The organism is Amycolatopsis sp. NPDC004169, from assembly GCF_040610315.1.
Lineage (GTDB): Bacteria > Actinomycetota > Actinomycetes > Mycobacteriales > Pseudonocardiaceae > Amycolatopsis.
In genome coordinates this window covers 372,021-385,957 of the sequence record NZ_JBEXMD010000001.1, presented here as the reverse complement: position 1 = coordinate 385,957, position 13,937 = coordinate 372,021, and the positions used below count along the sequence as shown (strand labels likewise).

13 protein-coding genes are annotated in these 13,937 nt (G+C 71.7%); 9 read left to right on the top strand and 4 right to left on the bottom strand.

Annotation, left to right across the window (positions count from 1 at the left end; all coding sequences use genetic code 11):
* Position 1: 1 nt before the first annotated feature.
* Complete coding sequence (locus ABZX11_RS01835; RefSeq protein WP_354908939.1) at positions 2-913, bottom strand: SDR family NAD(P)-dependent oxidoreductase; 912 nt, start codon at positions 911-913, stop codon at positions 2-4.
* Positions 910-1,497 (bottom strand): TetR/AcrR family transcriptional regulator, encoded by a 588-nt coding sequence (locus tag ABZX11_RS01830; RefSeq protein WP_176173926.1) that lies wholly within the window; start codon positions 1,495-1,497, stop codon positions 910-912. The genes ABZX11_RS01835 and ABZX11_RS01830 overlap by 4 nt, the downstream gene beginning before the upstream one ends.
* A 288-nt stretch (positions 1,498-1,785) precedes the next feature.
* Between ABZX11_RS01830 and ABZX11_RS01825 the strand changes: the two genes are divergently transcribed.
* The 6 genes from ABZX11_RS01825 to trmB all read left to right on the top strand — a co-directional run bounded on the left by ABZX11_RS01825 (position 1,786) and on the right by trmB (position 6,751).
* Positions 1,786-2,724, top strand: a complete 939-nt coding sequence (locus ABZX11_RS01825; protein ID WP_176173925.1) for an ABC transporter ATP-binding protein — start codon at positions 1,786-1,788, stop codon at positions 2,722-2,724.
* Positions 2,725-2,741: 17 nt separating this feature from the next.
* On the top strand, positions 2,742-3,494 hold the full coding sequence (locus tag ABZX11_RS01820) for an ABC transporter permease (protein ID WP_176173924.1): 753 nt from the start codon (positions 2,742-2,744) through the stop codon (positions 3,492-3,494).
* A 107-nt stretch (positions 3,495-3,601) separates the two neighbouring features.
* Complete coding sequence (locus ABZX11_RS01815) at positions 3,602-4,516, top strand: ATP-binding cassette domain-containing protein (RefSeq protein WP_354908935.1); 915 nt, start codon at positions 3,602-3,604, stop codon at positions 4,514-4,516.
* Positions 4,513-5,268 (top strand): hypothetical protein, encoded by a 756-nt coding sequence (locus ABZX11_RS01810; protein ID WP_176173922.1) that lies wholly within the window; start codon positions 4,513-4,515, stop codon positions 5,266-5,268. Before ABZX11_RS01815 ends, ABZX11_RS01810 begins: the two co-directional genes overlap by 4 nt.
* Positions 5,269-5,423: 155 nt before the next feature.
* A complete protein-coding gene (locus ABZX11_RS01805; RefSeq protein WP_254897067.1) occupies positions 5,424-5,993 on the top strand; it encodes a hypothetical protein in 570 nt (189 codons plus the stop codon).
* A gap of 125 nt (positions 5,994-6,118) precedes the next feature.
* Positions 6,119-6,751, top strand: a complete 633-nt coding sequence (gene trmB, locus ABZX11_RS01800) for a tRNA (guanosine(46)-N7)-methyltransferase TrmB (protein WP_354909198.1) — start codon at positions 6,119-6,121, stop codon at positions 6,749-6,751.
* Positions 6,752-6,843: 92 nt separating this feature from the next.
* Here the strand turns inward: trmB and ABZX11_RS01795 are convergent, their stop codons facing one another.
* Together ABZX11_RS01795 and ABZX11_RS01790 are read right to left on the bottom strand one after the other, a co-directional pair.
* Complete coding sequence (locus ABZX11_RS01795) at positions 6,844-9,093, bottom strand: ABC transporter permease (RefSeq protein ID WP_354908932.1); 2,250 nt, start codon at positions 9,091-9,093, stop codon at positions 6,844-6,846.
* The gene (locus ABZX11_RS01790) at positions 9,090-9,767 is read right to left on the bottom strand and encodes an ABC transporter ATP-binding protein (RefSeq protein WP_176178043.1); all 678 of its coding nucleotides are present in this window, start codon (positions 9,765-9,767) and stop codon (positions 9,090-9,092) included. Before ABZX11_RS01790 ends, ABZX11_RS01795 begins: the two co-directional genes overlap by 4 nt.
* A 196-nt stretch (positions 9,768-9,963) precedes the next feature.
* Between ABZX11_RS01790 and ABZX11_RS01785 the strand changes: the two genes are divergently transcribed.
* From ABZX11_RS01785 to ABZX11_RS01775, 3 genes are read left to right on the top strand one after another with little or no spacing between them, the layout of a single operon-like run.
* Positions 9,964-11,763 carry a histidine kinase gene (locus ABZX11_RS01785; RefSeq protein WP_354908929.1) on the top strand — a complete coding sequence of 600 codons (1,800 nt, stop codon included), beginning with the start codon at positions 9,964-9,966 and terminating at the stop codon, positions 11,761-11,763.
* On the top strand, positions 11,760-12,413 hold the full coding sequence (locus tag ABZX11_RS01780) for a response regulator transcription factor (protein WP_354908926.1): 654 nt from the start codon (positions 11,760-11,762) through the stop codon (positions 12,411-12,413). The genes ABZX11_RS01785 and ABZX11_RS01780 overlap by 4 nt, the downstream gene beginning before the upstream one ends.
* A 23-nt stretch (positions 12,414-12,436) precedes the next feature.
* A complete protein-coding gene (locus ABZX11_RS01775) occupies positions 12,437-13,744 on the top strand; it encodes an amidohydrolase (protein ID WP_354908924.1) in 1,308 nt (435 codons plus the stop codon).
* The last annotated feature ends 193 nt before the right edge of the window (positions 13,745-13,937 follow it).

Sequence of the window (13,937 nt, the reverse complement as noted above, 5' to 3'; positions counted from 1 at the left end):
CTCAGCGGAAGCCGTCCGGCGGGGTGGTCGCCGGGTCCTTGCCCGCGTGGCGGACCTCGGTGAGCCAGCGGCCGAAGTCCGGGCGGTCGCCGTCGATGTCCGTGTAGCCGTACTCCTTCATCAGCGTCCAAGAGGCCAGCGTCTGCCCGGCGAACCGGCCGACGTCGGGGTCCTGCGCCAGGGCCGCGACGCCGCGGGCCAGCAGGTACGGCGTCTCGGAGATCTTGAAGTCGACCGGGGCCAGCTTGCCGACCGCGTCGCGCCAGTTCTCCTCGGTGACTTCGAAGTGGTCGAGCATCGACTCCGAGCGCAGGAAGCCCGGTGTCACCGCCAGGCCGACGCAGTCGTGCTTCTTCAGCTCCACGCCCAGCGCCCGGCCGAGCGCGCGGATGCCGCACTTGGCCAGGTAGTAGGGGAGGCCCGCGCCGACGTAGTCGTCGTTGTCGCCGTCGGTCACCTCGAGGACCAGGCCCCGGCGGGCGAGCACCAGCGGCAGGAGCTTGTGCAGCGCGATCAGGTGCGTGTCCAGCGTGTTGTGCGTCAGGGTGAGCGCGTCCTCCAGCGGCGTCTCCCAGAACGGCGCGTCGAAGTGGAAGTACATGTCGCCGCCCCAGACGTCGTCGACCAGGATGTCGATCCCGTCCACTTCGGACTCGATACGGGCCCTGAGTGCATCCACATCGGACTGCGAGGTGAAGTCGCAGCGGACGACGACCGCTTTGCCGCCGGCCGCTTCGACCAGCTCACCCGTCTCTTCGATCGTCTCCGGGCGCTTCATCGGCGACACGGTTTCGCGCGTCGTGCGGCCGGTGACGTACACCGTCGCCCCCGCGCGGCCCAATTCCACCGCGATCGCCCGCCCGCAGCCCCGCGTCGCCCCGGTGACCACGGCGACCTTGCCCCGCAAACTCATGAGTCCTCCCGTCCCCGCCACGCGGACAGCACCGCGTCGACGTCCTCCGCCAGCCGGTCGGCCAGCCGCCCGTGCGGCCGGATCGACCAGTCGATCGACACCCCGTTGATGACCCCGAGCACCGCGCGGGCCGCCCGCGGCACGCTCGGCGCGTGCGGCAGCGACGAAGCCGCCGCCCGCACCAGCCGCCGCAGTTCTCCTTCGACCGCCGTGAAGTGCTCGCCCAGCAGCGACCGCAGCACCGGGTCGCCGATGTCCACGCCGAGCTGGCCCAGGTGGTTCGCGGCCTCTTCGGCGTCACCGAGCACCGCGTAGACCGAGACCGCCGCGGCGCGCAGGCCGTCGACCGGGTCGTCCGCCCGCTCGGCGCACTCCCGCATCTGCTCGACCGCCCGCTGCGTGGCCCGCCGGCTCATCGCCTGCAGCAGACCGCTCTTGGAGCCGAACCGCTGCGCGACCGTGCCGACCGAGACCCCGGCTTCGGCCGCCACCTGCGCCAGCGTGAAACCCGGGCCGCAGCGGCCGATCACGGTCTCCGCCGCGGCCAGCAGCCGCTCGTCGGTGATGCTCCTCGGCCGGGCCACGCCGTTATTGAACCACAGTTCATTAATGACGTCGAATCAGAACCTTGTTCTGGTTAGGACGGCGCCACGGACCGCAGCTCGCCCACCTGCGGCGACCGTCGCGCCGGCCGACGGCTGAACAAGGTTCTCAGGGTTGACTCAGGGTCATCACGGATCGCGCATCGGCCGAAGAGCCAGCAAGGTACTACTCAGGTAGGGGGAGGGGTTCGGCCTCCAGGGTGACGCGCGAACCACCCCCGACCCGCGACGATGAACGCGTCGTAAGCGAGGGGCGGAAGAGGAGCAGCCATGATCGAGGCAACCGGCCTCACCAAACGGTACGGAAAGACGCTGGCGGTGAACAACCTGTCGTTCTCCGTGTCCGCGGGCCAGGTCACCGGCTTCCTCGGCCCGAACGGGGCGGGCAAGTCCACCACCATGCGGATGATCCTGGGCCTGGACAACCCGACCGGCGGCCAGGTCACCATCGGGGGCAAGAAGTACCACGACCTCAAGGAGCCGCTGCGCACCGTCGGCGCCCTGCTCGACGCGAAGTGGGTGCACCCCAACCGCTCGGCGCGCGCCCACCTGCTGTGGATGGCGAAGTCCAACCGCATCCCGGCCACCCGCGTCGACGAGGTCCTCGAGACGGTCGGCCTGACCAGTGTCGCGGGCAAGCGCGCCGGCGGGTTCTCACTCGGCATGTCGCAGCGCCTCGGCATCGCGGCCGCCCTGCTCGGCGACCCGGAGGTGCTGCTGTTCGACGAGCCGGTGAACGGCCTCGACCCCGAGGGCATCCTCTGGATCCGGAAGTTCATGCACCGGCTGGCCGACGAAGGCCGCACCGTGTTCGTGTCGAGCCACCTGCTTTCGGAGATGGCGCTGACCGCGAGCAACCTCGTGGTGATCGGCCGCGGGCAGCTGATTTCGCAGTCGTCGACCGAAGAGTTCGTCTCCCGCGCCGCGGAGAACACGGTCAAGGTGCGCTCGCCGCAGCTGGCCGAACTCCGCGACGCGCTGCAGCGTGCCAGCGCCGGTGTCACCGGGGACGACACCGGGCTCGTGGTGTCCGGGATGGACAGCGACAAGATCGGCGAGATCGCCGCCGCCAACCGGATCGTGCTGCACGAGCTGAGCCCGCAGACCGGCTCGCTCGAGCAGGCCTTCATGCAGATCACCGGCGACTCCGTCGAGTACCACACCGGCCTCGACGCCGAGGCGCAGCACGTGCTCGAGTCCGCCAAGTAACCGGGGAAACCAAGACCATGAACCTGCTCGCCGTGGAACGCATCAAGCTGTTCTCGACCCGCTCGCCGTGGTGGTGCGCGCTCATCACCCTGGCACTGGCCATCGGCTTCGCCGCCATCTTCTCCGGCGCGTCGCCCGCCGACGAACCGGTCTCCGTGGCCGCCACCCAGTTCGGCGGCTCCCAGTTCGGCATCGCCGTCGTCATGGTGCTCGCCGCGCTCGCGGTGACCACCGAATACCGCTTCAACACCATCCGGACGACCTTCCAGGCCGTGCCGCACCGCTCGCCGGCGCTGGTCGCCAAGACGATCGTCGTCGCGCTCGTCGCGCTGGTGATCGGCGAGATCGCCGCCTTCGGCGCCCTCGGCCTCAGCATGCTGATGCGGCCGAACGACGGCATCGGCCTGCACACCACGCAGGACTGGCTGAACGTCGCCGGGCTCGGGCCGGTGTTCGCGGTCGCCGCCGTGCTCGCCGTCGCGCTCGGGATCCTCGTCCGGCACAGCGCCGGTGCCATCGCCCTGCTGCTCATCTACTACTTGGCCGTCGAAGAGCTGGTGCAGCTCATCCCGAAGGTCGGGCACCACATCCACGAGTGGCTGCCGTTCAACGTGGCGAACAAGTTCCTGCGCGGTGCCGCCGCCGGGGGCGACGGCCCGCCGCCGTCGGATTCGCCGCTCAGCCCGGGCTGGGCGCTGGCGTACTTCGCCGGCATCGCGCTCGTGTTCCTGCTCGTCGCGCTCGGGGTCGCGAAGAAGCGGGACGCCTAGGGGGTAACAGGGGAAAAGGGGAGAACACCGGATCCGGGTCGCGCTGTCGGGGGGCGACCCGGATCCGGTGTTTCGCAGTAGGCTCGCCGACGACGGACGGGGAGCCCATGATCGAAGCGACGGCACTGACCAAGCGGTACGGCGCCACCACCGCGGTGGACGCGCTGACCTTCACCGCCCGCTCGGGGCGCGTCACCGGCTTCCTCGGCCCGAACGGCGCCGGCAAGTCCACGACCATGCGGCTGATCCTCGGCCTCGACCGCCCGGACGCCGGCCACGTGCTCGTCGACGGCGTCCCGTACCGGCAGCTGGAAGATCCACTGAGGACGGTCGGCGCGATGCTGGACGCCACCTGGCGCCACCCCGGCCGCAGCGGGCGCGACCACCTGCGCTGGCTGGCCGCCACCAACGGCATCCCGGACAAGCGCGTCGAAGAGGTGCTCGCGCTGGTCGGGCTGACCAGCGTCGGCAAGACGCGGGTGCTGCAGTACTCGCTGGGCATGCAGCAGCGGCTCGGGATCGCCGCCGCCATGCTCGGCGACCCGCGCGTGCTGCTGTTCGACGAGCCGGTGAACGGCCTCGACCCCGAGGGCATGGCCTGGATCCGCCAGCTGCTGCACGCGCTGGCCGCCGAAGGCCGCACCGTGTTCGTCTCCAGCCACCTGCTGCCCGAGATGGCGCAGACCGCGCAGGACCTCGTGGTGATCGGCCGCGGCCGGCTGATCTACCAGGGCACCATGGAGGAGTTCATCGCGCAGACGAGTGAACACGGCGTGCGCGTCCGCACCCCGCACGCCGACCGGCTGCGGACGGCGTTGACCGGGCAGGCCGAGTTCACCGAATCGGGTGATGCGTTCGTGGTGTCCGGGTTGGACAGTGACCGGATCGGGCAGCTCGCCTTCGACGCCGGCGCGACGCTCCACGAGCTCAGCCCGATCTCCGGCTCGCTCGAGCAGGCCTACCTCGACCTCACCCGTGACGCCGTCGAGTTCGCGGTGCCGTCCCCGGAGACCTCCCGATGATCGCCAACCTCCTCCGCGCCGAGCGCATCAAGCTGTTCAGCACCCGGGCGCCGTGGTGGTGCCTGGCCATCGCGGTGGTCGCGCCGCTCGGCTTCACCGCGCTGTTCTTCGCGCTGGCCGGCCCGGAGATTCCGCCGACGGTCGGCAACACCCAGCTCGCGAGCGGCAACGGCCGGTCCGTGCTGCTCGTCCTCGCCGTGCTCGCGACGGCGTCGGAGTTCAACTGGGGCACCATGCGCCTGACGTTCCAAGCGGTGCCGAGCCGGGTGCCCGCGCTGGTCGCCAAGGTCGTGGTCGTCGCCGCGCTGGGCACGGTGCTCGGGCTGGTCGTCGGCTTCGGGTCATGGGGGCTGGCGGCGCTGGTGCAGCCGGACGCCGACCTCGCGCTGCAGTCGGCCGCCGCGTGGCGCTCGGTGCTCGGCCAGAGCCTGGTCTTCCTCTTCACCGCGGTCGCCGGGGTCGGCGTCGCGCTGCTGCTGCGCAGTGTCGCCTTCGCCCTGACCATCGTCCTCGTGTGGACGCAGGTGCTGGAAGGCGTCGTCCTCTTCATCCCGGGCTTCGGCAAGCACGTCTACCAGTGGATGCCCTTCCACGCGGCCGACGAGTTCGTCGGCGCGGCGAGCTTCACCGGCGGCTCGCTGCAGCTGCCGTCGGCGCCGCTCGGGCCGTGGGGGTACCTCGGTTACTTCGCGGCCATCACCGTTGCCCTGTTCGTGGCCGGGGTACTCGTAACGGCACGACGCGACGCCTGAGCGTGACCGCGGTCTCAATACCCCAAAAAACCTTGTTAACAAAAGGTGAAACAGCTGTGGCCTGTCTCACAGGCACCGGACATACTGCTATGACCAGGCAATATTCGTAAGTGAGCACCGGAACCGTCTAGCTCCCCTGGAGGTGAATCTTGACGGTGGACACCGGGCAAGAATTGGGCGGCACGATTCCCCGAGCCCGCGTCGAAGACGACGCCCCCCGGCTCGAACCCATGCTGGACCTCGAATGGTCGCGGGCGATCGAACTCCCGCAGGCCGCCATGACGGCGGCGACTCCCGCCGAACTCCGCCGGGCGTGGGTGCACCGCGCCCCGGAGGACAGCGTCCTGGCCCTGTTCCGCGCTTCGGCCGGGATGGCGGGCCCGATCCCCGCGCCGTGGTGGCTGCGCGCGGTCGCCGACGGCACGCTCGATTCGCGGGAACAGGGTTTCCGCGTCGAGGACCGGATCGCGCAGCTGCTCGGCAGGCGCCCGGGGTGGGAATTCGTCCCGTGGGCGGCGGACGGCGAATCCGGCTACTGGGAGTTCATGCCGTCCGAACGCGGCAAATCGGGACACGCGATTCCCACGACGGTGATGAACACCGACCGGCACCCGGGCTGGATCGACGTCCTGCCCGCGCACACCGGGCGGACACCGGACCCGATCCCGATCGCCGGGCTGGCCGGACTGCGGTCGCGTCTCGGGGTGATCGAGGCCATTCGTTAATCCATCCATGCCCCCGCCACCACCCTCAACGGAGGCGTTACGCGCCCGGCTACATTGCCTCTGTGGAGAAGGAAGACGGACGTCGGCTGCGCAGCGTGGTCAGTTACGTCAAGCGCGGTGGCCGGATGACCGTCGGGCAGCAGCGGGCGTGGGAAGAACACTGGCCGCGGCTGGGCCGCACGGTGAGCGAACTGCCCAAAGGGCCGATCGACTTCACCGCGTGGTTCGGCCGCGAGGCGCCGGTGCTGCTGGAGATCGGCTCCGGCATGGGCGAGACGACCTCGCAGCTGGCCGCCGCCGCGCCGGAGCTGAACTACGTCGCCGCCGAGGTCTACGACCCGGGCCTCGGCCAGCTGATGCTGCGCGCCGAAAACCTCGGCGTGAAAAACCTGCGGCTGCTGCACGGCGACGCCGTCGTGCTGCTGACCGAGCACGTCGAGCCGGACTCGCTGCACGGCGTCCGGCTGTTCTTCCCTGACCCGTGGCCGAAGAAGAAGCACCACAAGCGGCGGATCGTGTCGCCGTCGTTCGCCGCGCTCGTGGCGTCCCGGCTCGCCCCCGGCGGCACCTTCCACATGGCGACCGACTGGGAGAACTACGCCGAGCAGATGCTCGAAGTCTGCTCCGCGGAGCCGACGCTGAAGAACCGGTACGACGGCTGGGCGCCGCGGCCGGAGTGGCGGCCCGTGACCAAGTTCGAGCAGCGCGCCGACGTCGAAGGCCGCGTCTCGCACGACCTGATCTTCGAAAAGCGCTGAAGGGAACTCTCCCCGGATCCCCTGCGGAGAGAGTCCCCTTCAGCCCACTACCCCCGGTATCCGCCGCTGCCCCGACTGCAGCGGCGGACGCCTCATTCGTCGGCCAGCGGCTCCGCCTGGACCCGCTTCAGCGCCGGCGTGCAGACCGACGCGCCGAGCAGGGCCACCCCGACGCCCAGCACCACCGGCGCCAGCAACCACGGGCTGACCACGATGCCCCGCGGGTCGACCATGCTGTAGAGCCCAACGCCGACCAGTACCCCGACGATTCCCGCGCCGATGGTGGCGACCAGCGCCGGCAGCGCGGCCTCCATCCGCAACGCCCGCGCCAGCACCCGCACCGGGGTGCCCGCGGCCATCAGCGCGCCGAACGTGCGGCGGCGGTCCATCACCGAGCCCGCGGTCGCGACCGCGGCACTGCAGCCGGCCAGGATCCCGGCGGCGATCAGCCCGATCACGGTGACCCGGCGCAGGTCGCCCAGCTCGGTCTGCTGGTTGAACAGGTACTGGTCGCGGCTGCCGATCTCCTCGCCCGCCGCCGGTCCGGCCAGCGCCGTCCGGACGATCTCGCGGTTCGCCTCGGTGGTCGGCGCGACGACGGTGTAGGTGGCCGGCTCGAGTCCGGCCGGCAGCGCGGCGGGATCGACGATCAGCGTGTCCGACAGGTCCGCGTCGCGGGGCGGCACGGCTTCCATCCGCGTCCCGGACTTCGGCGCCACCGCCGTCCCCTCCCAGGAGGACGCGAACTTGAACGCCGCCAGGTCGATCGGCGTGGCCCCGAAGACGGCCGGCCCGCCGGCGCAGTTCTCCGGAGTGAGGCCGTAGCGGGTCAGCTTGACCGCGTCGGCGCAGGTCATCACCAGCGCGCGGTGGCCGTAGCGGTTGGGGGCCTCGCCGCGGACGAGGTAGACGTCGCCGACCGCGACCGCCTGCTCGGGCTGGCCGTACTTCCGCAGGGAGGCGTTGGCCTGCTCGACGATGCTGCCCGCGTGCCGGCTGTCGGTGTTGACGTAGAGCACGGAGTCGGCGAAGGACCGCCCGCCACCGGCCATCGATTCGAACGTCGGCAGCAGCGTCAGCGCCATCGACCCGGCGAACACCGCGAGCACGATCCCGGCGGAGGAGCGGTAGGCGCCCTTCGGGTCGTCACGCAGGCGGCGCCCGGCGAGCAGCGCGGACGGGCGCCGCCAGATCCGGACGAACGTGCCGCCGACCGCCGACGTCACCCACGGCCCGACGATCGCGGCCGAGCCGACCAGGAAGAACAGCCCCGCCATGACGAACCCGATGCCGCCGTACTCCTTCGCCGTCGTCACCGCGACGAGGAAGAACGCCCCGGCCGCGGGCAGCGCCAGCAGCCGCCACCAGTGCAGTGGCTTCTTCGTGTGGCCGCCGGTCGCGAACAGCGGGTTCTTCAGCACCCGACGCAGGCCGAGGACACCGGCCAGCACCACCAGCACCGGGATGGCCACGACGATGAACACCGTCAGGCCCACCGGCAGCGCGAAGTCGGACGCCAGCCAGGTCCCGCCGGCCCACGGCACGAAGGACGCGAGACCGTGCAGCGCCGGGCTGATCAGCAGGCCGAGCAGCGCACCGATGCCCGCCGAGAGCGTCGTCTCGGCGGCCACCATGTTCGTGACCTGCCCCGGCGTCGCCCCGGCCAGCCGGATCGCGGCGAGCCGCCGTTCCCGCCGGGCCGCGGTCAGCCGCGCCGACGACGCGACCAGCACCAGGCTCGGCACCAGCAGGACGATGATCCCGACCCAGGACAGCAGCATGAGCAGGGGATCCGGGCTGGCCTTGCCCGCCGGGAAGCCCGCCAGCAGGTACGCGTTCTCCGGCATCGCGTCCGGCGTGTGCCCGACGAGCGCGACGAGCTGTTCCGGGAAGCGGAGGGCGTCCTCGCCGAGCGCGCCGACGGGCTTGCCGAACCGGTCGCCGAGCTGGTTGGCCGGGTGCGCCTGCAGGAGCCGGCCGAGCGCGGGCGACACGACGGTCTCACCCGGCCCCGGCAGCTGCGGCACCCCCGGCGGCAGTGCGATCGACCCGGTCGCGGCACCGGGGACCGGCGCGACGTCGACGCGGACGATCTGCTGCCCGGCGAAGTAGTCCGTGGCGGCGTTGAACAGCATCTTCCGCTGGCCGTCGAGCTGGTAGCCGACGTGGTGTTCGCCCTGCCAGATGGCACGCTGCTCGCGGTTCTGCGTCGCGAACGGCAGCGTCGCCAGCAGCAGGACCAGCCCGGTCGCGACGGCCACCCCGACCGCGGTGAGGATCGCCGACGTCCGGGTCCGCCGGTCGACCTTCAGCACCCGCAGGGCGATCTGGAGGGAGTTCACGCCGCCAGCCTCGTCGCGATCAGGCCGTCGCGGATGGCGACGGTCTTCGGCATCGACTCGGCCAGCTCGCGGTCGTGCGTCACCACGATCACCGCGGCGCCGGTTTCGTGGGCGGCACCGAGGAGGGCGTCCATCGTCTCGCGGCCGGTCCGCGTGTCGAGCGCGCCGGTCGGCTCGTCGGCGAAGATGACCTTCGGCCGGTGGGTCAGCGCCCGGGCGATCGCGACGCGCTGTGCCTCGCCGCCGGACAGCTCACCGGGACGGCGGCGTTCCTTGCCGGCCAGGCCGAGGCGGGACAGCCAGACCCGGCCGGCGTCGATGGCCTCCTTGCGCCCGAGCCCGGCCAGCAGCGACGGCAGCGCCACGTTCTCTTCGGCCGACAGCTCGGCCACCAGCATCCCCGACTGGAAGACGAAGCCGAACTCGGTGCGGCGCAGCTCGCTGCGCTTCTTCTCGCCGAGGTGGTCGATCCGCTGCCCGCCGAGGAAGATCTGCCCGTCGTCGGCCCGGAGGATGCCGGCCAGCACGTGCAGCAGCGACGTCTTGCCCGAGCCGGACGGCCCGACGATGGCGACGGCGTCCCGCGGCTGGATGTCGATGTCGATGCCGGCCAGGGCGTACTGGGTGCCGTAGCGCTTCACCAGCCCGCGGCCGGAGAGCACCGCGCCGTTCATCGCGTGTGGGGTGTTCGGGTCCACGAGGTTCTCCCTCTCGGTCGGATCTTGACGCCGACGAGCCTCGCGGAAATCGGGGTGCGTCCACTTCGGGCAGACGGCCACTGCCGGGCCGGGCTCCCTCGGCCGATCGGCCGAGGGCGCGCGGGCCACTCGGCCAAGGTGCGGGGACCGGGGAATCACGTAACGTCACGTTGTGCCCGCCGCGCCCCCCTCGAAAACGCTCTCCACCCGCATCACCGCCCTGGTGCGGCGCATCGGCGTGCCCTCGGCGGTGCTGTACGCGGCGCTGTTGTTCGACCTCGTCTTCACGACGCAGGCGGCGCTCGACGAGCACGGGCCGCGCTTCGTCGACTTCGGCCTGCTGCCCGGCATCCTCGGCATGGTCGCGTGCGGGCTCTGGGCCCAGCAGCGCGCCGCGGTCGCCGGGGTGACCGGTGGCGCGGTGCTGATCTTCTCCACCCTCTTCATCCACGCGTTCCACATCCCGCCCTACTCCAGCGTGCTGCCGAAGGTGACGATCACCGAGGTCGTGGCCGGGGTGCTGATGGTCTACTACGTGGCCCGCCGGGCCCGTGCGGGCGTGGCGTTCTGCGTGGTCGGCTTCCTGGTCTTCGCGGGGCTCGTCGCCGTCTTCGGCCGGTACGCGGGCGTCGGCGACATCGACAGCGGCACGGGCACCCAGGCGCTGCTGTTCGGAGTGCTGCTGCTCGGCGGGGCGCTGGTGCCGGCCATCGCCGCGCGTGACCGCCGGCCGCAGGCCGATCCGCGGGCGCGCCGGCTGCACCGGGTGAACGAGCTGGCGATGGGGCAATGGCCGCTGATGGGGCTGCTGGCGTTCGCGCTGCTGTTCGAGTTCGGCTACACGTATTCAAGCAACGCCCGCGCGTTCCCGATCCTGTTCTGCTCGCTGGTCGCGGCCGTCATCGCGGTGCTCTCCCCGCGGCGGCCCGCCGACGCGCTGCTCGGCCTCGCCGGGATCATGCTCGTCTCCGCGGTCGTCACGCCCTTCCTGAACCTGCGGTCCTACGACTACGTGCTGCCCGGCGGGGTGCCTGCCGCGCAGGTGATCGCCGGCCTGGGCGTGGTGGTGAACCTGACCCGCGCCCAGGGACTGAGCCGTTCCTGGCCGCGGATCGCCGTGCTCTCGAGCGTGGTGGCGCTCGCCGCGATCCTCAACTCCTACCCGTCGCGGGGCCTGCAGACCGACCCCCAGACGCTGTCGCTGCTGGCCTTCTCCGCGACGCTGATGCTGGGCATCGCCATCGCCGTCGGCCTGATGCTGCGCTCGCGGGACGCCCAGCGCACCCAGGCGGTGCAGACAGCGGTGAGCGACGCGCAGACGGCCGAGCGGATGGCGCTGGCCCGCGAGCTCCACGACGTCGTCGCCCACCACGTCACCGGGATCGTGGTGCAGGCGCAGGCCGCGCGGATGATGGCCGCGCAGAAGCCGGAGATCGCGGTCGAGGCGATGGCGCGGATCGAGAACGCCGGCGTCGAGGCGCTCGCCGCGATGCGCCGGCTGGTCCGCTCGATGCGCGGCGACGCGCCGGCCGGGATGAGCGAGTTCAGCGAGCAGGCCACCACCGATCTCGGCGCCGACCTGCGGAAACTGGTCGAGTCGGCCAACCACGGCGTGCCGACGTCGATGCACCTGGACGTGCCGCCGGACCTGCCGCACGAGGTCGGCCGTTCGGCGCTGCGGCTGGTGCAGGAGTCGCTGACGAACGTCGGCAAGCACGCTTCTGGCGCGACCGAAGCCGTCGTCGTCGCGGAGGTGGCCGGCGGTGAACTGCACCTGCGGGTGACGGACAACGGGCGCGAGCCGGCGCACCGGCCGGCCGGCGGGTCGGGCGGTTACGGTCTGGTCGGCATGCGCGAACGCGTCGCGCTGCTCAAGGGCCGGCTGTCGGCCGGGCGCGGCCCGGACGGCGGCTGGCGCGTCGAGGCTTGGCTGCCGCTGACGGCTGGAGAAGACATGGAAGGGGACGAGTGATCCGGGTACTGATCGCGGACGACCAGGAGATGGTGCGGATGGGCTTCCGCATGATCCTGGACGCGCAGGACGACATCGAGGTCGTCGCCGACGTCGCGGACGGCGTCTCGGCGGTCTCGAAGGCCCGCGAGCTGCGCCCGGACGTCTGCCTGCTCGACATCCGGATGCCCGGCCTCGACGGCTTGGAGGTCACCCGCCAGCTGGCCGGGCCGGACGTGACCGACCCGCTGAAGGTGGTCGTGGTCACGACGTTCGACCTCGACGAGTACGTCCACACGGCCCTGCGCAACGGCGCGCACGGCTTCCTGCTGAAGGACGCGGGCCCGGCCCTGCTGATCGAGGCGGTCCGCGCGGCCGACCGCGGCGACGCGCTGGTCTCGCCGCAGATCACCGTCCGGCTGCTCAAGCACTTCAACGGGGCCGACTCGGTGAAGCGGCGGCCCGAGCCGCCGTCCGAGCCGCTGACCGCCCGCGAACTCGACGTCGTCAAGGCGGCGGCGCGCGGGCTGACGAACACCGAGATCGGCGCGGAGCTGTTCATGTCGCTGTCGACGGTGAAAACGCACCTGGCGTCGGTGCAGAGCAAGATCGGCGCGCGGAACCGGGTGGAGACCGCGGCGTGGGCGTGGCGGAGCGGAGTCGTTTCGTAATTCCCGGTGCGTAGTATCCAGAGATGCAACGCCGTTTCCACGCCCCTGTCGTTCTCCCCGCCGACCCGTCCTGTTCGCTTCTCCGTGACGCGGTCGTCGACGTCGACGCCGATGGGCGCATTTCGCACTGCGGACCGGCGGCCACCGCCCCCGAGTCCGCCGCGCCGGTCACCACCCTGACCGGCATCCTGCTGCCCGGACTGGTCAACACGCACGCGCACAGCCCGATGACGCTGCTGCGCGGCATGGGCGGCGACCTGCCGCTGCTGCCGTGGCTCAACGAGATCATCTGGCCTGCCGAGGCAAAGCTGCGGCCCGAGGACATCCGCACCGGCATGCTCCTCGGCTCGGTCGAGATGCTCCGCCACGGCGTCACCACCAGCGCCGAGATGTACTTCGAAGGCGAGCAGCTGGTCGACGCGGTCCTCACGACGGGTGGCCGCGTGCTGGTCGCACCGCCGGTGATGGAGCTGCCGGGACTGGACTGGAAGGCCCAGCTGGCGGGCATCGAGCGCTGGATCGACACCGACGGCCTCCGCTTCGGCCACGGCGACCGCATCGAGCTCGGCTACGGCCCGCACTCGGCGTACATGCTGTCGGCCGAGGGCCTGCGCGCCACGGCGGAGTCGGCGGCCGCGCGCGGGGCGCTGGTCCAGATCCACGTCGCCGAGGCGGCGCTCGAGGACGCGGCGGTGCGTGAGACGCACGGTTCGGTGCCGGCGCTGCTGCGTGAGCTGGGCATGCTGGACGGCCGGGTGGTGGCGGCGCACTCGATCCACCTGTCGGACGCCGACATCGAGCTGTTCGCGGCCCACGGCGTCGGCATGGCGCACTGCCCGGGCTCGAACGCGAAGCTGGCCTCGGGGATCGCGCGGATCGCGGACCTGCGCGCCGCCGGAGTACCGGTCGGTCTCGGCACCGACGGCCCGGCGTCCAACGACGACCTCGACCTGTGGGAGGAACTCCAGCTGGCGGCCATGTTCGCCCGCTTGTCGACGGGCGACTCGACGATCCTGACGGCAGCGGACGTGTTCCTGCTGGCCACCCGAGGAGGCGCGGCGGCACTGGGCCGGCCCGACATCGGCGCGCTGGAGCCGGGCCGGTGGGCGGACCTGGTGCACATCGACCTGGACGACCCGGCGTTCGCGTGCGGGCTGGACGTACCGGACGTGCAGCTGCTGTCGAACCTGGTGTGGGCGGCGGGGTCCCGGCGGGTGCGGGACGTGTGGGTCGCGGGTGAGCAGGTGGTGTCCGACGGCGAGTCGGTGAAGGTGGACCGGGCGAAGGTACAGGCCGGCGTGGCGGAGACGGCGGCACGGCTGCGGGCTTAGCGGCGGCTGCGGCTTAGCGGGCGGCTGCCGGTTAGCGGGCGGCTGCAGGCTTAGCGGGCGGCTGCCGGTTAGCGGGCGGCTGCGGGCTTAGCGGCGGCTGCGGGCTTGATCCACAGGCGCGCGCGGTTGTGGGCAACCCGAGCCCCGAGGCGGCGATCGGGCGGTTTCGTCGGTGGGGGCCGATAGACTGGAC